The organism is Autumnicola psychrophila (assembly GCF_031846645.1).
GTDB classification, from domain to species: domain Bacteria; phylum Bacteroidota; class Bacteroidia; order Flavobacteriales; family Flavobacteriaceae; genus Autumnicola; species Autumnicola psychrophila.
This window is the reverse complement of record NZ_JAVRHN010000011.1, coordinates 32,129-51,885: the sequence shown is the minus strand read 5'-3', so window position 1 is coordinate 51,885 and position 19,757 is coordinate 32,129. Positions and strand designations below refer to the sequence as shown.

The 19,757-nt window shown below is 38.5% G+C and carries 20 protein-coding genes; 10 read left to right on the top strand and 10 right to left on the bottom strand.

Annotated features, from left to right (window positions below):
- Window positions 1-25: 25 nt before the first annotated feature.
- The 3 genes from RM541_RS14000 to RM541_RS13990 all read right to left on the bottom strand — a co-directional run bounded on the left by RM541_RS14000 (window position 26) and on the right by RM541_RS13990 (window position 4,449).
- Window positions 26-2,236 (bottom strand): RelA/SpoT family protein, encoded by a 2,211-nt coding sequence (locus RM541_RS14000; protein WP_311500827.1) that lies wholly within the window; start codon window positions 2,234-2,236, stop codon window positions 26-28.
- A gap of 38 nt (window positions 2,237-2,274) precedes the next feature.
- Window positions 2,275-3,513 carry a M48 family metallopeptidase gene (locus RM541_RS13995; RefSeq protein WP_311500761.1) on the bottom strand — a complete coding sequence of 413 codons (1,239 nt, stop codon included), beginning with the start codon at window positions 3,511-3,513 and terminating at the stop codon, window positions 2,275-2,277.
- Between the two features lie 126 nt (window positions 3,514-3,639).
- Window positions 3,640-4,449: a TrmH family RNA methyltransferase gene (locus RM541_RS13990; protein WP_311500760.1), complete on the bottom strand. Its 810-nt coding sequence runs from the start codon at window positions 4,447-4,449 to the stop codon at window positions 3,640-3,642.
- A gap of 161 nt (window positions 4,450-4,610) precedes the next feature.
- Here RM541_RS13990 and RM541_RS13985 point away from each other — a divergent pair, with 161 nt between their 5' ends.
- On the top strand, window positions 4,611-5,057 hold the full coding sequence (locus RM541_RS13985) for a hypothetical protein (RefSeq protein WP_311500759.1): 447 nt from the start codon (window positions 4,611-4,613) through the stop codon (window positions 5,055-5,057).
- Between the two features lie 66 nt (window positions 5,058-5,123).
- Here RM541_RS13985 and RM541_RS13980 read toward each other — a convergent pair whose 3' ends face one another.
- A complete protein-coding gene (locus RM541_RS13980) occupies window positions 5,124-6,197 on the bottom strand; it encodes a DUF3810 domain-containing protein (protein ID WP_311500758.1) in 1,074 nt (357 codons plus the stop codon).
- 89 nt (window positions 6,198-6,286) lie between these two features.
- On the opposite strand from RM541_RS13980, the gene RM541_RS13975 reads away from it, so the two are divergent.
- Window positions 6,287-7,747: an aminoacyl-histidine dipeptidase gene (locus RM541_RS13975; RefSeq protein WP_311500757.1), complete on the top strand. Its 1,461-nt coding sequence runs from the start codon at window positions 6,287-6,289 to the stop codon at window positions 7,745-7,747.
- Window positions 7,748-7,879: 132 nt separating this feature from the next.
- On the opposite strand, the gene RM541_RS13970 is transcribed toward RM541_RS13975, so the two are convergent.
- Genes RM541_RS13970 through RM541_RS13960 form a run of 3 tightly spaced genes read right to left on the bottom strand, consistent with a single transcriptional unit; the run spans window position 7,880 to window position 10,575 of the window.
- The gene (locus RM541_RS13970) at window positions 7,880-8,998 is read right to left on the bottom strand and encodes a peptidylprolyl isomerase (RefSeq protein ID WP_311500756.1); all 1,119 of its coding nucleotides are present in this window, start codon (window positions 8,996-8,998) and stop codon (window positions 7,880-7,882) included.
- A gap of 3 nt (window positions 8,999-9,001) precedes the next feature.
- Complete coding sequence (gldI, locus tag RM541_RS13965; protein WP_311500755.1) at window positions 9,002-9,562, bottom strand: gliding motility-associated peptidyl-prolyl isomerase GldI; 561 nt, start codon at window positions 9,560-9,562, stop codon at window positions 9,002-9,004.
- Window positions 9,559-10,575 carry a DHH family phosphoesterase gene (locus RM541_RS13960; protein ID WP_311500754.1) on the bottom strand — a complete coding sequence of 339 codons (1,017 nt, stop codon included), beginning with the start codon at window positions 10,573-10,575 and terminating at the stop codon, window positions 9,559-9,561. The genes gldI and RM541_RS13960 overlap by 4 nt, the downstream gene beginning before the upstream one ends.
- 251 nt (window positions 10,576-10,826) lie before the next feature.
- On the opposite strand from RM541_RS13960, the gene RM541_RS13955 reads away from it, so the two are divergent.
- A complete protein-coding gene (locus RM541_RS13955; protein WP_311500753.1) occupies window positions 10,827-11,246 on the top strand; it encodes a nucleoside-diphosphate kinase in 420 nt (139 codons plus the stop codon).
- 173 nt (window positions 11,247-11,419) lie between these two features.
- Here RM541_RS13955 and RM541_RS13950 read toward each other — a convergent pair whose 3' ends face one another.
- Genes RM541_RS13950 through recF form a run of 3 tightly spaced genes read right to left on the bottom strand, consistent with a single transcriptional unit; the run spans window position 11,420 to window position 13,213 of the window.
- Window positions 11,420-11,716, bottom strand: a complete 297-nt coding sequence (locus tag RM541_RS13950; protein ID WP_311500752.1) for a DciA family protein — start codon at window positions 11,714-11,716, stop codon at window positions 11,420-11,422.
- Complete coding sequence (locus tag RM541_RS13945) at window positions 11,700-12,137, bottom strand: lipocalin family protein (protein WP_311500751.1); 438 nt, start codon at window positions 12,135-12,137, stop codon at window positions 11,700-11,702. Before RM541_RS13945 ends, RM541_RS13950 begins: the two co-directional genes overlap by 17 nt.
- Window positions 12,134-13,213: a DNA replication/repair protein RecF gene (gene recF / locus RM541_RS13940; protein WP_311500750.1), complete on the bottom strand. Its 1,080-nt coding sequence runs from the start codon at window positions 13,211-13,213 to the stop codon at window positions 12,134-12,136. The genes RM541_RS13945 and recF overlap by 4 nt, the downstream gene beginning before the upstream one ends.
- Before the next feature lie 146 nt (window positions 13,214-13,359).
- On the opposite strand from recF, the gene RM541_RS13935 reads away from it, so the two are divergent.
- The 7 genes from RM541_RS13935 (at window position 13,360) to RM541_RS13905 (ending at window position 19,753) form a co-directional block, all read left to right on the top strand.
- The gene (locus RM541_RS13935; protein WP_311500749.1) at window positions 13,360-14,130 is read left to right on the top strand and encodes a tetratricopeptide repeat protein; all 771 of its coding nucleotides are present in this window, start codon (window positions 13,360-13,362) and stop codon (window positions 14,128-14,130) included.
- Window positions 14,131-14,137: 7 nt separating this feature from the next.
- On the top strand, window positions 14,138-14,635 hold the full coding sequence (gene ribH, locus RM541_RS13930) for a 6,7-dimethyl-8-ribityllumazine synthase (protein WP_311493344.1): 498 nt from the start codon (window positions 14,138-14,140) through the stop codon (window positions 14,633-14,635).
- A gap of 247 nt (window positions 14,636-14,882) precedes the next feature.
- On the top strand, window positions 14,883-15,179 hold the full coding sequence (locus tag RM541_RS13925) for a hypothetical protein (RefSeq protein WP_432264682.1): 297 nt from the start codon (window positions 14,883-14,885) through the stop codon (window positions 15,177-15,179).
- Window positions 15,180-17,033 (top strand): DNA mismatch repair endonuclease MutL, encoded by a 1,854-nt coding sequence (mutL, locus tag RM541_RS13920; protein ID WP_311500747.1) that lies wholly within the window; start codon window positions 15,180-15,182, stop codon window positions 17,031-17,033.
- Window positions 17,034-17,795 carry a rhomboid family intramembrane serine protease gene (locus RM541_RS13915; protein WP_311500746.1) on the top strand — a complete coding sequence of 254 codons (762 nt, stop codon included), beginning with the start codon at window positions 17,034-17,036 and terminating at the stop codon, window positions 17,793-17,795.
- A 2-nt stretch (window positions 17,796-17,797) separates the two neighbouring features.
- Window positions 17,798-18,709, top strand: a complete 912-nt coding sequence (locus RM541_RS13910; RefSeq protein ID WP_311500745.1) for a rhomboid family intramembrane serine protease — start codon at window positions 17,798-17,800, stop codon at window positions 18,707-18,709.
- Window positions 18,710-19,753, top strand: coding sequence for an endonuclease/exonuclease/phosphatase family protein (locus RM541_RS13905; RefSeq protein WP_311500744.1), 1,044 nt, complete (start codon window positions 18,710-18,712; stop codon window positions 19,751-19,753).
- The last annotated feature ends 4 nt before the right edge of the window (window positions 19,754-19,757 follow it).

The following is a 19,757-nucleotide window of genomic DNA, read 5'->3' as shown; positions in this document are numbered from 1 at the left end:
CTTTCTCCAAAGCAAAGATATGGGATTATTCACGGCTTACCTTGTCTATGCCGTTAATTTTTTTAAGCCTGCTAATGATCGTGGAAAGGATAGAATTATTTTTGACCACCAGGGTAATTCTTCCACTAAAAATACCATCTGAACTTTCAAAATTGATATTCTTCATGTTCACATTCAGGTTACTGGAAATTTCTTTTGTGATTTCGCTTACCAGTCCCAGGTTATCAATTCCCGTGAGCCTTATAACTGCTTTGAAGTCCTGTTGAGAACTATCTATCCACTTCGCCGGAATAATTCTATACGCATAATTACTCTGAAGCTGGATCGCATTTGGACAATCTTTTTTATGTACTTTAATCCCATCGCTAACCGTTACGAAACCAAAGACATTATCTCCCGGTATCGGGTTGCAACAACTGGCGAGTTTATAGTCCAGTGTTTCGTCCTGATCTTTGCCAAATACCAGCTGATCGTATTTGGAAGTGATTTCATCTTTATCAAGATCTTCGGCCACAACAGGTTTTTTGATCTTGCTTTTAATATAGCTAACCAGGGCATTACTTCTGGAGGAAGCAAATTCTTTAATTTTCTGGTTATCGATTTTACCGATTCCTACCCGGTAAAAAAGATCCAGACTGGTTTTTAAATGAAAAAATACAACCAGCTCGTTTACTGTTTTTTCGTTGAATTGTATCTTCTGAGATTTTAGTTTTCTGGTGAGGATCGCTTTTCCTTCTTCGGCGATTTCCTTTTTCTCATCTTTAAGAGAAGACTTTATTTTAGCTCTTGCCCTTGCTGTAGTGGCATAGTCCAGCCAGTTAATATTCGGTTTTGCGTTTTCTGAAGTTATTATTTCTACCTGGTCCCCGCTTTTTAATTCGTGACTTAGAGGGACGAGTTTATTGTTAACCCTTGCACCGCGAGTGTGAGTTCCAACTTCAGTATGAATACTGAAGGCGAAATCCAGCGGAGTAGCTCCCTTCGGTAGGGACTTTAAATCTCCCTGTGGTGTAAACACAAAAATTTCTTTAGAATATAGGTTGAGTTTAAACTGTTCTACAAAATCAACGGCATTAACTTCGGGATTTTCGAGAGCTTCCTGCAAACGGTTCAGCCATTCCTCAATTCCCTGTTCTTCCTGGACACTACCCTGTTTATATTTATAATGGGCAGCATAACCCTTCTCTGCAATTTCATTCATTCGCCGGCTCCTTATCTGCACTTCTACCCATCTTCCTTTTGGGCCCATAACGGTAATGTGCAGCGCTTCGTAACCTGTAGACTTCGGAGAAGAAATCCAGTCTCTTAATCGGGTAGGATTTGGCCTGAAATGATCGGTTACTATAGAATATATTTTCCAGGCAAAGAATTTTTCGTCATAAGCTTCACTCTTGTAAATAATCCTTATTGCAAACTTATCATAAACTTCGTCGAAGCTTACATTCTGATTAAGCATTTTACGATGAATGGAAAAAATAGATTTTGGCCTTCCTTTGATTTCATAAACAAATTCTTCCCGTTCAAGAGAGTTCTCTATAACACGGGAAAATTCCTTAATGTACGCATCCTGTTCCTCTTTACTCTCTTTAATCCTGGTGAAAATATCATTGTAAACTTCGGGTTCAGTATATTTTAGTCCAAGGTCTTCAAGTTCGGTTTTAATATTATAAAGCCCGATCCTGTGGGCCATGGGAGCATAAATATATAATGTTTCTGAAGCGATTTTCACTTGTTTGTCCGGCCGCATGGCGTCCATCGTCTGCATATTGTGCAGCCTGTCTGCTATTTTAATGATGATTACCCTTATATCATCGTTAAGGGTGAGCAGCATTTTTCTGAAGTTTTCGGCCTGTAACGAAACATCCTTGTCTTTTTTCAGACTCGAAATTTTGGTGAGTCCATCCACAATTTTTGCAACGGTTTCACCAAACATTTCTTCAATTTGCTCCAGGGTATAAGGAGTATCTTCAACCACATCATGAAGTAGAGCTGCAGCTATCGAGGTCGCATCCAGCCCAATTTCCGCAGCAACAATTTTTGCCACAGCAATAGGGTGGAAAATATAAGCTTCACCAGATTTTCTACGCTGGTCTTTGTGTGCATCTACGGCTGTATCAAAAGCAGAACGAATTAATACTTTATCCTCGGTAGTGAGGGTCTGGTAACTTATACGCAGGAGCTCCTTGTATTGCCTTGCAATATCCTTATTTTCCTTTTTTATAGCGGCTTCTGTCATCATGTTTTAAAAGTACAATTAAGATTATAAAGAAACAACTACAAATCTCCTTGCAGGTTTCTAAATCTCTGCAATAGTGTAGGGTGCGAGTAATGTACCTTCACATAAGCTTTATGCGGAGTTAAATTACTCAGGCTGTTTCTGGATAACTTTTTAAGACTGGAAATGAGGTGATTACCATTATAGGTGTCTCTCGCGAAATCATCTGCCTGATATTCGAATTTTCGGGAAAGATAGTTCATAATAAAACCTGTAATTTCAGAAATGGGGCTATACAATATTCCGAAGGCAACAAGGCCAATATGAAAACCAGGTTGTGAAACTCCCAAAGCTTCAGATAACAATGGATTTCCCACAAAAAGAGATAACAGCCATAATGTGAAGCCGGTGGTGAGGATAGAAGCGGTAAGATTTACGATAATATGGTTTTTCTTATAGTGACCTACTTCGTGCGCAAGTACCGCGACAATCTCTTCATCTTTCAGGTCGTTTACGAGCGTGTCATATAAAGTAATCCTTTTTTCCTTCCCAAATCCCGAAAAATAGGCATTGGCTTTTGTACTTCTTTTAGAACCGTCAATTACAAAAATATTATCGAGCTTAAAACCCACATTTTCGGCATATCTTTCAATTTTTGTACGCAGTGAACCTTCCTGTAGCGGAGTCTGTTTATTAAAAAGCGGAACAATAAGTTTTGCATAGAACATGTTCATAAAAATGGCAAATATCGCTACGAGAATCCAGGCATACCACCAAAAATTATCTCCGGCAATTTGGTAAAACCAGATAATGAGTGCCAGTATTCCACCGCCCAGGACAGCCATCATCAGCCAACCTTTTATTTTATCAAGCAGAAATGTCTTTTTTGTGGTTTTGTTAAATCCGTATTTTTCTTCAATAACAAAAGTGCTATACCAGGAAAAAGGAGTGGTGAGTATATCGCTGCCAAACATAATTATTCCAAAGAAAATAAGTGCTACCAAAATTGGGTTATCAGTAATGCTCCTTGCAATTTGATCTGCCCATTCAAAACCACCAAAAATTATAAATCCCAGTGTAAGCAAAACCGAAAAAGTGGAGGTGATCAAGCCGAATTTGTAGCGCTCTTTTTTATAGCGCTGCGATTTTTCATATTCTTCGGAATTGTATACATCCTCTAATTCCTGTGGAACGGGATCATCAAAATGCTTTGCGTTAAGGGTATCAAGAATTTTATCGACAATAAAATCGATAACTATAATGCCGATGATGATATAATATAAAGTCTCTGAAGTCAAATGTGTTTCTATTTAAATGAAAAATTTTTCTTGTTTTGGCTATAGCTTTGGTTGGATGAATTTTAGCTTTCTACCGTCTACCGTCTACCGTCTACCGTCTACCGTCTACCGTCTATCGTCTACAGCCTAATTTAAAAATCCCCGTTGCCGTTTGGCTTCAAAAATAAGAATCCCTGCCGCAACCGAAACATTCATAGAATCTATTTCACCACTCATGGGAATTATGATGTTTTGATCTGAATTTTCAAGCCATTCGCTGCTTAAACCGGTCGCTTCTGTCCCCACAACGATGGCCGAACTTTCCCTGAAATCAACTTCAGCATAATTTTTTGAAGACTGCAGCGCGGCGGCATAAATTTTAATATTTTGTCGTTTTAGGAACGCAATAATTTCAGAAGTAGAACCGGTGGCAATTTGATTAGTAAAAACACAGCCCACGCTGGACCGTATAATATTTGGATTGTAAAGATCGGTCTTTGGATTGGCAATTATCACTGCATCTGCATTTGCAGCATCTGCCGTTCTCAATAGAGCTCCGATATTTCCCGGTTTTTCGGGTGCTTCAGCAATAAGAATCAGTGGTTTTTCTGAAGAAAACTGCAAATCCTCCAGCGCTGAGGTTTTAGACTGAAAAACGGCAATTAAACCTTCAGTACTTCCGCGGTACGCAAGTTTTTTATAAACTTCAGAAGAGATTTCAGAGATATCAGGTCGAAAATTGGCATTTTCAAGCATTGACTTTATTTCGTCTTCGGAAGATAATTCGGGTTGAAAATAAATTTCCTTAAGCCGAAAACCACCTTTTATTCCTAACTGAATTTCCCGAATTCCTTCCACCGTAAAAACACCTTCTTTTCTTCTGTTTCGGGATTTTTCCTGTAACTGAAGAATTCGTTTTATTGCAGGATTCTGTAAACTCGAAATTTGTTTATGCATACAGCAAAGATAATAAAAGAGTTTCCCGCCTTACACATTTCTGAATCTAAAGTTAAGAGCGCTTAGGCCTGGGTTAAAAAACAATCGATATTAATATAAACTATTGTATATCAGGTGGAAAACAGCTAATTTTGTATGTTATTACTATAAAAGAAAAAGCGATGTTAGTAGAAAAAACAACAAAGAATAAGCTGCCTGTCAAAGAGGGTTTCAGAATACTGAGTTTTATTTTTGCAGCCATTTTGGTAAGCGCCTGCTCAAGCACCATAAATTTTCCTAATTCTGAGGTTATTCCCGCAGCCGAGGCAAAGCTGAAGGTTGAGAAAAATGATAATAATAACTACGAACTGGAATTTGAGGTAGAAAATATGGCTGACCCGGACCGGTTAACCCCTTCCAGAAGAAATTATGTAGCGTGGATGGAAACTGAAAAACACGGAACCATCAATATTGGAAATTTAAAGATAAACCGAAAGAACAGCGGAGAACTGCGTACTGTTACGCCGTATAAGCCAATCAGAGTTATTATTACGGCAGAAGACCGACAGGATGCAATAACCCCTTCTACCCAGGTTGTTCTTAATTCCGGGGAATTTAGGGTAAAATAGAGAGAGGCCCAGAAAATGACAAATATCGTCCCGCTGAAATTTTACTGCTGAAGAAGAAAACTGAACCTAAAATCCGTTTTCTTCTTCTTCAAAATAATTTACCAGTAGCGCCACGACATAACTGTAACTTCGTAATCCTTCAGACTGGTTATTGGCAATCAGGTACCGATTATAAATAATCTGAAAAATTGGCTCAAACGGATTCTTATGCGCCATCCAGAATTCTTCTACTTCTCTATAATTAGCCAAAATTCCCGGGTTAAGAGTTGCGATCAATTCCTCAGAAATTGCTTTATCCCTTCGGTATAATTCATTTAAACAATAACGAAGCGCAAATGTAAATCCGGAATATCTGAAATAAGGATCTGGATGGTTCATTGTCACCAGACAGGCAATAAAATTTGCTTCATTTTCTTTTGCAAAACCAAGCTGGTGACCAAGTTCATGACTGGCCGTTGTCGGAATTTTATACGGAACAATGAGCGTGTTAACCTGCGCCTCGTTGGTAAGCGGATTCAAGTATCCGTTAAAGCCCATATAGGATAACGGCATGCTGTATAAAGAGGATTTCAGGCTTTCCCCACGGTATGCCAGCTCCGGAAATTCTTCGCTTACACTCTCGTAACCTTCAACTGTTCTTTTAAAAAGTTGAGATGTGTTATACGGAATGTCAATTTTCACTGAATCATTTTCAGCAAGATCAGCATGGATTTGATTAGAACGATCAATGAGTTGTTTTGTTAGGGTAATCAGTTTTTCCGTGGTGTATTCATTATCAATTTCTAATGACTGGTGCAACGGCAAACGGTAATAATTATACCCCCAGAAGAGATTAAAACAGAGATAAATAATAGATAAACTGGCAAAGGCTTCTATGAGCCATTTTTTAGGATTTCTAAATCGTTCTTTTATCCTGATAATGATCCACCTGATCAATAGAATCACCAAAAATGCGTAAAGCAAATCGCCAAAAGAAAATGGAAGAATTCCTAAAGAAATCCTCATTACTCCGGAAATCTTTGGATAAAGGAAATTGCTGTACCAGGTTTCAATTAGAAGGGGGTGATTGGATAAAATATTGATAATGATGATCTGCAGGGGTAAGAATAAAGCAAGAACTAAGGTGGTTTTTCTCTTCACGGCGCTATATTACAATTTTTATAACTTTTCAAATTTTCCAGCTTACGCAATTACCAATACATTTGTGAATATACCAAAATATTAAGATTATGAATGAAGAAATAAGAGAGTTAGAACCGCGCGAATTATGGAAAAATTTTGCAGATCTAAACGAGGTTCCAAGGGCTTCCAAGAAGGAAGAGCAGGTAATAGAATTCATTAAAAACTTCGGAAATAATCTTAACCTGGAAACTTTGGTGGATGACGCCGGAAATGTGGTGATAAGAAAACCTGCCACTGCCGGTCTGGAAGATAGAAAACCAGTTGTGCTCCAGTCTCATCTTGATATGGTACACCAGAAAAATAATGACACAAATTTCGACTTCGCCACTCAGGGAATAGAAATGTATGTAGACGAAGATTGGGTGCGGGCAAAAGGCACCACGCTTGGTGCCGACAATGGTCTTGGTGTGGCCACAATTATGGCAATTCTGGAGAGTAATGAAATCCAACATCCTGCACTGGAAGCTCTTTTTACGATAGATGAAGAAACTGGAATGACCGGGGCAAAAGGCCTTGATCCCGATTTGCTTAAAGGAGAAATTCTGCTTAACCTGGATACTGAAGAAGATGACGAAATAGGTATTGGTTGTGCCGGAGGAGTGGATATTACGGCAATCAGGGAGTACGAGCAGGAAAACACCCCCGAAAATTCTGTGGGTTATTTGATAAAAGTAAAAGGCCTGAAAGGTGGCCATTCCGGTATGGATATAAATAAAGGACTGGGAAATGCGAATAAGTTGATTACCCGCGTGCTTTATGATTCCTTCCGGGATTATGGATTACGATTGTCTACGGTGCAGGGTGGCGGACTGCGGAATGCCATTCCGCGTGAAGCTGAAGCTGTTGTGGTTGTAGATAAATCTGATATCGAACCTTTTCTGAATGAAAACCTGATTTTGATCGACGACATTAAAGCGGAATATAAAAGCCTCGAGCCAAACCTCGATATAAGTATTTCTGAAGCTGACGTGCCGGAACATGTGATGAAGGTTGAAGATCAACAGGATTTACTAAAAGCGGTTTCCACAGCGCATAATGGCGTATATAGAATGAGCCCTGAAATTGAAGGACTTGTGGAAGCATCTAATAATATCGCAAGGATTTCTGTTGAAGACGGAAGGATTGAAGTTAACTGTCTCACAAGATCTTCAGTAGAATCTTCAAGAAATGATTTATCCAACAGCGTGGAGGCTGCTTTTGAACTGGCGAAGTTTAAGGTGAAACTATCGGGGGAATATCCGGGTTGGGCACCAAACAGGGAATCTGAAATTTTAAAAGTTGTAGATGAAACTTATCAGAAACTGAATCGGGAAAAAGCCAAAGTGGAGGCCTGCCATGCAGGTCTTGAATGCGGAATAATAGGAAATCATTATCCGCACATGGATATGGTTTCATTCGGGCCTACTATAAGAGGCGCACATTCTCCAGATGAACGCGCGAGCATTTCTTCAGCAAAAAAATATTATAAACTGATTCTTGAAGTTCTGAAAAATATTCCGAAGAAATAAACAGGAAATCTTTTAAAGAGAGGTGCTGAAAATGGCAGTTTTCGACTTGTAGATAAAAATCAGACAAAAAGATTGATCAATTAAAAAAGCCCCGTAATGGGGCTTTTTCAATTGATGTTCGGGAGAGTTTTACTATTCCTGAATATCTGTGAGTTCCAGTTTAAAAACAAGATCTGTATTTGGAGGAATAGGACCGCGGCCTCTTTCTCCATAAGCTAAATGACTCGGGATAAATACTACAGCCTTATCACCAACTTGCATTTGTTGTAATGCTTCATTAAATCCAGGGATCATAGGAGCATCTGGACCATACTTGATGTACATAGGACCATATCCTCCCTGTGCACCACGTTGCTCATTATAAGCACCTAATTCTCGTGCAATGTCTTCTTTATTAGTATCGAAATAACCTCCGTCTTCAAAATAACCTTCATATAAAACACCAACAGTTTGCCCTACTTCAGGTTTTTCACCGTCGCCTTTTTCTTCAAAGTATATTTTGAGTCCGCTATCTAATGAATCTGCCTGTTCCTCGATATTCTGAAGTTCTTGTGCGGTTTCAGCTTTGGCTTCTTCCATTTTCCTTGCAACTTCCTCTTTTTCAGCTTCTATTTCCTGAAGTCCGGTTTCAAAAGTTTCAGCAGCATCAAAATTTTTAGCTTCTCTTCCTTTTTTGATGATATTTACAGAGTTTATCACCACGTCTTCCACAGGTTTGTCCCTTGCCCCGGTCTCAACCTGACCAATAGAATCCACAACATCAAGGCCTTTTACTACTTTTCCAAAAACGGTATGTCTTCCGTCGAGATTGGGAGTAGGAGCCAGGGTGATAAAAAACTGACTTCCGTTTGTTCCCGGGCCTGCATTGGCCATAGAAAGAATTCCTTTCGCATCATGACGAAGACTGTCGTTAGTCTCATCTGGGAATCGGTAACCTGGTCCTCCTGAACCGGTTCCCGTAGGATCTCCTCCCTGGATTACAAAACCTTCAATTACCCGGTGAAAAATGATTCCGTCATAAAAAGGCTTATCCTGGTAAGTGCTGTCTACCTGTGGATTTGTACCTTCAGCAAGGGAAACAAAACTTCCAACGGTAATTGGGGTTTGCTCAAAATAAAGCTCTGCAATAATAGGACCTTTAGAAGTATTAAATTCTGCATAAAGTCCATCTTCCAAATCTGGATATTCATCATTACAGGAGAAAAGGGAAAGTGCTATTGCAAATAAAAATAATAAATTCGTTTTTTTCATTTCTTAATTATTGATTTCGTTATCGGTTTCCGTTTTTATTGAATGTAAAGTTACTTTTGTTTTGAGGGGAACATTAGTCCCAATTTTTCCTTTGTCACCATAGTAGCCAAAAGCCTGATAAGAAGGAAAGAGAAAAGTTACTGTTTCCCCTTCTTTCATGAGTTTAAGGCCTTCGCGCAGCCCGCTGAAAAGCTTTTCCTGGTCTATGGCATATTCTCTGGTAGGCTTTTCCCCTTCGGCATAAATAGGCTGCCCGTCTAGTGTGGAAATGCTGTAATCAAAAACCACAACATCACCAAAATTTGGAGTTACAGTATTCGTAGAATCGGTAGATTTCTGATTGTAATAATACCAGAAATTATTGCTTGAAGCAATGTAATTTTGGGTGGAATCCTCTGCGATAATGAGCTGAATTTTTTCTTCTTCCTGTGTAAGTAAATCTTTATTGCGTTGTGCAGATTCGTTTATATAGGAGCCGGAGCTCTGTGTTACAGGATATCTTGCTTCGGGAGACTTGCAGGAAGCCACGGCAATTCCAAATAAAATCAGCAATTTCAGTTTCATAGCGATAATTCCTTTGAATATTCCGGCAGAATTTGATTGAACCTCACCACAGTTTCTTCAAGGGACAAATTACTTTTTCCACCGGCTGCGTTAATATGTCCGCCGCCGTCAAAATGTTTTCTTGCAAAATCATTTACAGAAAAATCCCCTTTAGAACGGAATGAGATTTTGATCATATTTTCTGCTCTATGTTCTATAAAAATTACAGCAAAAACTATTCCTGCAAGAGACAGGCCATAATTTACAAAGCCTTCTGTATCCCCTTTTTTAAAGTTGTTCTTATCCAGTTCTTCCTGAGAGAGTGTGATATAAGCGGTTTTCAGTTCCTGATTTACCTTTAAATTCTGAAGTGCAACACCAAGCAGCTGCAATCCGTTTTGTGAATTGGTGTCGAAAACATTGTTATGAATAGTGGAATTGTCAGCTCCTTTTTCAATTAGATCGGCAACAACGCGATGCGTATCGCTTGAAGTTGAGCTAAATCTGAAGGAACCGGTGTCTGTCATTATTCCCGTGTAAAGGCAGGTTGCGATTTCAGGAGTAATTTTTTTAACGGCCATTAATTTCTCGATAAAATGATAGACCATCTGGCAGGTGGAACTCATGCTGGCATCGCTGTAAGTATAATCTGCATACTCTGCCGGTTCCTGGTGATGGTCGATCATAATAAAAGTAGCTTGAGACTGCTCCAGTTGTTCAACCATTAGGCCCGATCGGGAAAGCACATTAAAATCGAGGGTAAAGATAATCTCTGCCTCCGCAATTAATTTATTCGATTTTTCCTGGTTGCTTTCATAAATAATAACTTCTTCATTTCCCGGAAGCCACTTTAAAAAATGCGGATAATCATTAGGAGCGATCACGTGCGCATTATGCCCTTTCTCTTTCAGAAAATGCCATAATGCCAATGTAGAACCCATTGCGTCGCCATCGGGACCTTTATGCGGGACAATAACAATATTATTGGCTCGTGAAAGTTCTGCTGTTATTTCTAATATATTCTGTTCGATCATACCTGGTGGTAAAGATACGATTTATTAGATTTCGCTAATAGACGGACCTTCTTTTTTGGTTATTGACAAAGCAACAAAAAATGAGCTTTAAATCTACTTTTTTCTATTTTTTTTCTAATCTTCCGTTCTTTAACGCTTTAAAATTTTTGAATTGGTGCAAGAATAAAAATAGATAACTTAATATAAAGTAATTATGAGTTTGTAATTGTTATGAATTGTCTATTTTTGCACCAAATTTTAAAAAGATAAAAATGGCAGGAAATAAAACATTCACCATGCTGAAGCCAGATGCTGTAGAAAATGGGCATATTGGAGCAATCTTAGAACAAATCACAGCTTCAGGATTTAGGATAGTAGCAATGAAGCTTACGCAGATGACAAAAGCTGATGCTGAAAAATTCTACGATATCCATAAGGAGCGTCCGTTTTTTGGAGAATTGGTGGAATTTATGACTCGCGGTCCTATTGTGGCAGCTATTCTTGAAAAGGAAAATGCAGTGGAAGATTTTAGAACCCTTATAGGTGCTACAAATCCTGAAGAGGCTGCTGAAGGTACTATCAGGAAAAAATACGCTGCTTCTATTGGGGAAAACGCGGTACATGGAAGTGACAGCGATGAAAATGCAGCTATAGAAGGTGCTTTTCACTTTGCCGGAAGGGAAATGTTTTAATTTTCTTAAATAAATATTATTCTGAAGAGCCATCGGGAAACCGGTGGCTTTTTTGTTGCGGATATTTTCAATTTTCATTGCAGAACATTCTGCTAAGGGAAGCCAAAAAAAATATGAAGGTCGAAAATTGACAATTTTCGACCTTCATTATAGAATTGCTTATAACCAACCTTTTATCTTAGAACAAGCTTCTTTACAAGCTCCCGCCCAAGTTCTTTATTAAGAATTTTAATGATCTTTTCCCTTCCGTAGCTTAATTCTTCACGTAATACTGAAGAACTTAGCTGAACAAAGAGGGTAGAACCCTCTAATTTAATTGCTGTAGTGTATTTTTGAATTGCAGGGCCCATTTGCTGGTTCCAAACATCCTTAACTGTCACTTTATCGAGACCTTTTTGTAGTTTATTATGATCTACAAATTCCTGTAACACCTCGCTAATACTCATATTTTCATTATTCCGCTTCTTCATTTTTGGTGGCATTTATAGGTTCATATTTATTGTAGTGGTAGATAACTCCTTCCGGATCTAAAATTCTCATTTTATTTTCTTCAGCAGAAATTATAGTTTCTTTCCATGTAGCATAAGGAGTTTTATGATATAGCCTTAAACTGTCATTTTCGACTATAGCTTCAATTTCTTCGGTTGTACCGGCAACAAAAGGCGTACCATCAAAGTTAGGTTTGACTTTTCTCCTGAATCCTTTTTCGTCTTTAAATTCAAGATAATCAACATAAGGGCTAATGGAATATTCCTTTATGGAATCTTCAGAGAATTCCACTTTGTCAATTTCCCAATATCCCGAGAGATATTTTAACTGTTCTTTTGGGTCCTTCTTTTTACAGCTTAAAATCACAAATCCCAGCATTAAAAATGGCCATAATTGCTTCACAACTTAAATATTTTATAGGATTGATTGCTTTCTTTTACCACCTTTTCTGTCCTGTCCGCATGGGTGTCACTAATAAAAATTTGTCCGAGTTCATCAGTTGCTACAAGGGCAACAATGTGGGAAACCCGTTGTTCATCCAGTTTGTCAAAAATATCATCCAGAAGTAAAATTGGATTTACCTTACTTATTGCTTTTATAAAATCGAACTGTGCCAGTTTAAGAGCCACTAAAAAGGACTTTTGCTGTCCCTGGGAACCGAATTTTTTAATAGGATGCCCTTCGATTTCAAAACTTAGGTCATCTTTATGAATACCAACGCTGGTGTACTGCAACGCCATATCCTTCTGAAGGTTTTCCTCAAGCAATTTACTTAAATCCTTCCCGAATAACTGACTTTTATAACTGATATTTACCGGTTCTTTATTGTTGGTGATGTCGCCATACCTTTTGTTAAAAATCGGGATGAACTCCGCCAGAAATTTCTTCCTTTTTTCGAATAAATTTTGTCCAAACTCCGATAATTGCATGTTGTAAACTTCCAGCGTATCCCGATCAAAAGAATTGTTTGCCGCGAAATATTTGAGTAAAGAATTTCTTTGCGAGATGAGTTTGTTATACTGTAGAAGATGGTTGAGGTAAACATTGTCGCTCTGGGAAATAACGCCATCAATAAACTTACGGCGGGTTTCGCTGCCTTCAATTATTAAATCCCTGTCTGCGGGAGAAATAATAACTGTTGGAATAAAACCTATGTGCTCACTAAATTTGTCGTAAGGTTTATTATTCCGTTTAATCACTTTTTTCTGTCCCCGCTTAGCGCTTACAAGGATATGCTCCTCTTTTTGATTTTTCTCAAATTCCCCTTCCACTACAAAAAATTCAGAATCGTGATTAATGTTCTGACTTGTAATGGGATTAAAGTAGCTTTTTCCAAAGGAGAGATGGTAAATACTGTCCAGAACGTTAGTTTTTCCAACTCCATTATGTCCTACCAGGCAATTGATTTTTGCATCGAACTCAAATGCAATGGAATTTAGGTTCTTGTAATTGAGTAATGATAGTTGTTTTAAAAACATAAAATGCTGTGAATCAGCTATTTTTTAGAATTAAACCTAGGGACTCCCGACACTGCGAATGACCCGAAAATATCGAAAAAATACAAATAAATTCTCTTTTAATTTTCAATAAAAATTCTATTTTTGCCACGCATTAAATAGACTATATGGCAACGTACAAGAAAAAAGGCTATAAACCTTCTAATAAAGAGGAAGAAAAAAAACATGTAGAGGAAGAATCTACAACAGCAGAAGTTTTTAATTCTCTTGATGAAGGTGCCGGCAGAACTGAAACCTGGGTGGCCGAGAACCAGAAATACATTTACATTATTGTGGGTGTAGCCATTATTGCAGTCCTTGGCTATTTAGGATATGAGAGGTTCGTACAGGAACCAAGAGAGGCTGAGGCAGCCAATGAAATGGCACAGGCACAAAATTACTTTTCCGGAGCCCTTAATTCTACAGGAGCGCAAAGTGATTCATTGTACACAATGTCATTAAATGGAGGAGAGGGAAAATATGGTTTTGCTGAAATTATAGAGAATTACAGTGGAACAGACGCTGCTAATATTGCTAAATATCATGCCGGATTCGCTAATTTACGAATTGGAAATTATCAGGAAGCTATAGATTATCTTGAAGATTACAGTGCAGATGATCAAATTACTGCTGCTTTGGCTAAAGGCGGGATAGGAGATGCTTTTATGCAATTGAACCAGCCAGAAGAAGCTTTAGATTATTACGCTGAAGCTGCTTCTTTGCGATCCAATTCCTTTACCACGCCGAAGTTCCTACTTAAAGCAGCGATTACTGCTCTTGAACTAAATCAGGCAGGACAGGCAGAAGAGTATCTAACCAGAATTAAAGAAGAATACCCTGATACTCCTGAAGCAGATAAGGTGGCGATCCATATGGGACGCGCCCAGGCAATGAAATAAATAAAATATGGCTACTGAAGGAAATAACCTATCAGAATACGACAAGAGCACAATCCCAAACGCGAGCAATTTTCGGTTTGGGATTGTTGTTTCAGAATGGAACGAGAAAATTACCGAGGGTCTTTTTCAGGGAGCTTTTGAGGCACTGAAGGAGCACGGAGTGGTGAATGAAAAAATAGTACGCTGGAATGTTCCGGGAAGTTTTGAGCTTATTTATGGCTGTAAAAAAATGCAGCAGAGTTATGATATGCTCGATGCTATTATTGCGATAGGAAGCGTTATTGAAGGGGAGACTAAGCATTTTGACTTTGTTTGTGAAGGAGTGACGCAAGGCATTAAAGATTTAAATGTTCAGAATGATACTCCCATCATATTCTGTGTTTTAACAGATCAAAATATGCAGCAGGCCATTGATCGTTCGGGCGGGAAGCATGGTAACAAGGGGACAGAGGCTGCCATTGCAGCAATTAAAATGGCCCAACTTAGAAAAGACGCACGCTTTTAAGTGAAGGGTGAAGAGTGAAAAGTGATTGGTAAAGAGCGAAAGTTTGGAACCTTAAACCTCTCCAGCCTTGCCGCATAACTTTGAACTTTAAATCTGAAACCACCGATCTCAAAACTTTAAACTTTAAACCTTCAACCATTAAACTTCGAAGGCGGCATTATTCTTGTTATTTCTATTTTACTTAAAGTAGCTACGGAATTTAGGAGCTTTTTGAGTAAATTTGAAGTACCACCATCTAAATTTCCATATTTTGAAAGTTAATTTTTTAAACAGTAAGAAGAATACCCGCTATAACTACACTCCCAGGTATTATAAAGGGAAGGAGACGGGGAATATTTACGACTTTGATTCAAAATTTAACAAGTATAAGGAAGCGACAAATGCTATCGATTTTGGATCCCAATGGTCGGATGTGCGAAAATCCAGTCGAACAAGGGGCAACAGGGAAATTAATAAAAGAGTAGTGTATATTATTATCATTCTGCTTTTCATTTTTCTTTGGATTATAGATTTTGATTTGTCCATCTTTTCGAATGCGCGTTAAATGGGCGATTTTATTCAACTTTTACCAGATCACGTAGCGAATCAGATTGCCGCGGGAGAAGTGGTTCAACGTCCTGCGTCTGTTATTAAAGAATTACTTGAGAACTCAATTGATGCCGGCGCCAGTCATATCCAGGTAGTAATAAAAGATGCGGGGAAAACTCTTATCCAGGTGGTGGATGACGGAAGAGGAATGGGTCTTACCGATGCCAGGATGAGTTTTGAGCGCCATGCTACTTCAAAAATTAAAACAGCAGAAGATTTATTCAGTTTAAAAACAAAAGGCTTTAGAGGAGAAGCACTGGCTTCTATTGCAGCAATTGCACATGTAGAGTTAAAGACAAAAACTGAAGAAGAGGAGGTGGGAACCTGTATTAGGATTAAAGGTAGTACAATAAGCTCTCAGGATCCCTGCGTTAATCCAAAGGGAACTTCTATTTGTGTGAAAAACTTATTTTATAATATTCCTGCCCGAAGGAATTTCCTGAAGTCCGATGCGGTAGAATCGCGTCATATTATAGATGAATTTCAACGGGTAGCTCTTGCCCACCCTCATATAAATTTTTCCCTTCACCATAACGGGAGTGAGCTTTTTCAGCTTCCCGATACCAATTACAGGCAACGTATTACCAACATTTTTGGAGGAAAAACAAACGAAAAGCTGGTTCCGGTGAACGAGGATACCGAAATTGTGAAAATTTCGGGCTTCGTTGGGAAACCGGAATTTGCAAAGCGCAGCAGGGGAGAACAATTCTTTTTTGTGAACGACAGGTTTATAAAAAGTCCATATCTTAATCACGCTGTTGTTGCTGCTTTTGAAGGTCTCCTAAAAGATAAAGCTTATCCCAGTTATTTTCTTTACCTGGAGGTAGATCCAAAAAGTATAGATATAAATATACATCCCACTAAAACAGAAATTAAATTTGATGATGAGCATTCCCTCTACGCAATGTTGCGTAGTGCGATAAAACATAGCCTGGGGCAATTTAATGTTGCACCGGTTCTGGATTTTGACCGTGATGCTAATCTGGATACTCCATATTCTTATAACAATAAAAATGCAGAGACGCCTAAAGTGGAGGTGGATCGAAACTTCAATCCGTTTAAGAATGACGGTAGAGCCAGCAATTATAACCCCGGAAATTCTTCCTATAGAAAAGAATTTAGCCCTTCCTGGGAGAGTCTTTATTCAGGAATAGAGAATGAATCTCCTTCAGGTTCCGGACCGGATCAAATGGAGTTTGAGAGCGAAGAAGTCACCGGAAGTCTTTTTTCTACACAGGAGGAGAAGCCCGAAGCATCTACGTTTCAGCTTCAGAAGAAATATATTGTAAGCACCCTCAAGAGCGGTATACTGGTTATAGATCAATACCGTGCCCACAGCAGGATACTTTATGAAGAATTACTGAAAAATATAACGATTTCAGCAGCTGTGAGTCAGCAATTATTATTTCCTTTGAAACTTCAGTTTAGTACGCATGAAATAGAGATGCTTAAAGAGATTAAAGATTCCCTGGAGCAGACAGGATTTATATTTTCAGAAATAGAAAGAGATACTGTTGAAATTTCTGGAATACCAACACTGATTGCTGAAAGTGAAGTTGGGATGTTGCTGGAGCAGTTGTTTTCAGATTTTGAAAATGATGTTCCTGATAACGGATTTTCACAAACAGATCTTTTAGCAAAGTCAATGGCAAAAAGTATGGCGGTGAAGTCGGGAACGGCACTTAATAACAGTGAACAACAACATATTGCAAACCGTTTATTTGCCTGTAAAGAACCAAGTTTAACTCCATTTAATAAGTCAATCTTTATCACATTGACGGTGGACGAATTAGAGAAAAAATTTACTTAAATGGGAAGAATTACCGAAACTGTAAAAGTATTATTGATTATCAATGTCCTTGTTTTTGTTGGTAGTCAACTTCTTGGTAATTATAGTATTCAGCTCTTTGCGCTTTGGTTTTTTAAGAATGAAAATTTTGAAATATGGCAGTTGGTTACGCATATGTTTATGCATGGGAGCTTTATGCACATTCTGTTTAATATGTATGCCCTTTGGGCCTTTGGGAGTCCAATAGAACAAATGATGGGACAAGGGAAGTTCCTTTTCTTTTATTTTTCTTCAGGTTTAGGTGCGATTATCCTTCATACGCTGGTAAATTATCTTGCCTATCAAAATGGTTTTAATGAGCTGCTTGATGCCGGCTATAGTGTAGCAGAAATTAATGAATGGCTTGGCAGTTCGTTTGAAAGTATAATGCGCACAAGCCAGTACGGCATTCCGGAAGGGGTAGACCAGGAATCTATTCAGGCAATGATGCAGGCATATTCAAGTTCTGCTGTTGGAGCTTCTGGCGCTATCTATGGTATTTTGGTAGCCTTTGGAATGATGTTTCCCAATGTAGAGCTGTTTTTACTTTTTGTTCCGGTTCCTATCAAAGCAAAATATTTTATTCCCGGATTAATTGCGCTGGATCTATTTTCCGGTTTTACAGGATATTCTCTCTTTGGAGGAGGAATAGCACATTTTGCGCACGTTGGAGGTGCTTTATTTGGATTTATAATGATTTGGTACTGGAGAAAAAATCAGTTTAATCAAAATCGCTGGGATTAAGGATGAGACCATCAGATAAGTTTAAATACAAGATCCAGACCGCTACGGTTACAGAAAAGCTTATAGCTGTAAATGTAATGGTCTTTTTGCTTTTCTTTCTGTTCAGAACGATTACTTATCTGTTTCAGATACCTTCAGATTTCCTGGTGGAGTGGTTTGCCTTTCCAAAAGATGCAGGGGAGTTCCTGTTTAAGCCATGGTCTATTATAACCTATTCTTTCCTGCATAGTGGTATTTGGCATATCCTGGGGAATATGCTCATTCTATACTTTTCTGGAGTTTATTTTTTAAATTTCTTTTCCCCAAAGAGGCTTCTTAATTATTATTTCCTGGGCGTTATTGTTGGTGCCCTTATTTACATGCTTAGCTATAACTTATTCCCGGCCTTTCAAGGTACGGGAAAATCCTATTTAATGGGTGCTTCGGCGGGTGTTATGGCAGTTTTAGTTGGGATAGCATCGCACGTTCCCCATATGCGTGTGAGATTGCTTATTCTTGGCAGTATAAAATTCTGGTGGATTGCAGCCTTTCTGATAGCTCTGGATGTTATTCAGATTCCTATGGGTAATGCTGGAGGGCATTTGGCCCATCTTGGCGGAGCGATGCTGGGATATATTTACACCGCGCAGTTACAAAAGGGCAACGATATTGGAAGTTGGTTTGAAGGTATAATGGATAGTATTGCAAATTTATTTAAGCCTAAAGAGAAGAAAGCCAGAATGAAGACCGTCCACAGAACCACGAAAAAGTCGGCAGCAACGTCTTCTTCCTCGCGTAGCCGTTCAGGACGACTTGATAAGGATGAAAAGCAGAAAAGAATTGATGCTATCCTGGATAAGATCAGTAAAAGCGGTTATGATAGCCTTAGTAAGGCCGAAAAAGACTTTCTTTTTCAGGCTGGTAAAGATGATTAAATGAAAAATTTAAACTGGTTTGATAAGTTTATCTTTCTTTTAAACTCGCTCCTCGCAGCTGCTTTGCTGGTTTCGTATATCCTGCCATTTATTCCTCCAAGGGAATTCGCATTGCTATCTGTCCTGAGTCTTGGTGTGCCTTTGCTCATCATGATTAATATGGTTTTTTTGATTTATTGGTTGATAAAACTTAAAAAACAGATTTGGCTACCACTTATAACTTTACTTCTTGGCTTTAATCATGTAAGTTCTATTTATGAAGTCGATGCTTCAGATGAAGAGGAGATTGATGGTCTGGAGGTGATGAGCTATAATGTACGGCATTTTAATCATTATCTAAGTTCTAAGGAAGAAAGGGAAATGACACCCAAAAATATTGGTGCTTTTATAGCAAAAGAGGATCCCGATATTGTGGCTTTTCAGGAGTATTATAACGGGGAGATGAAAATCGCAGAGCGCTATCCTTATAAATACATCAAAATGAAAACTGAAAACGCTGAATTCGGTTTGGCCATTCTTTCAAAATATCCCATTATAAAAACAGTTTCTCTTAATTTTGATTCGGCCAGCAACAATAACGGAGTTTATGCAGATATTGTTGTTAAAAATGATACCCTGCGTGTAATCAATATTCATCTTCAATCCTTCAGTGTAAAGCCTGATATAGGAAATATTGAGAAGGAAAGTTCAAAAAGAGTCTTCTTGGGAATGGGACAAACATTTGCTGTTCAGCAGGAACAGGTAGAACTTGTCCTGGAGGTGATAAGAAATACTCCGCATAAGGTCATAGTTCTGGGAGATTTCAATAATACGGCTTATTCCTATATCTACAGGGAGCTTCGTTCTGAAGGATCTGGATTAAAGGACGCATATAAAGAAGCGGGGAGTGGCTTTGGAAGAACCTTTGATTTTGATTATTTCCCGCTAAGAATAGATTTCATTCTGCCTGATGAGTCAATAGAAGTGCTGTCTTTTGAAACTACTGAAGTTTTCTTTTCAGATCATTTTCCTATTAAGGCCATATTATCCTTGTCTTCAGAATAACATT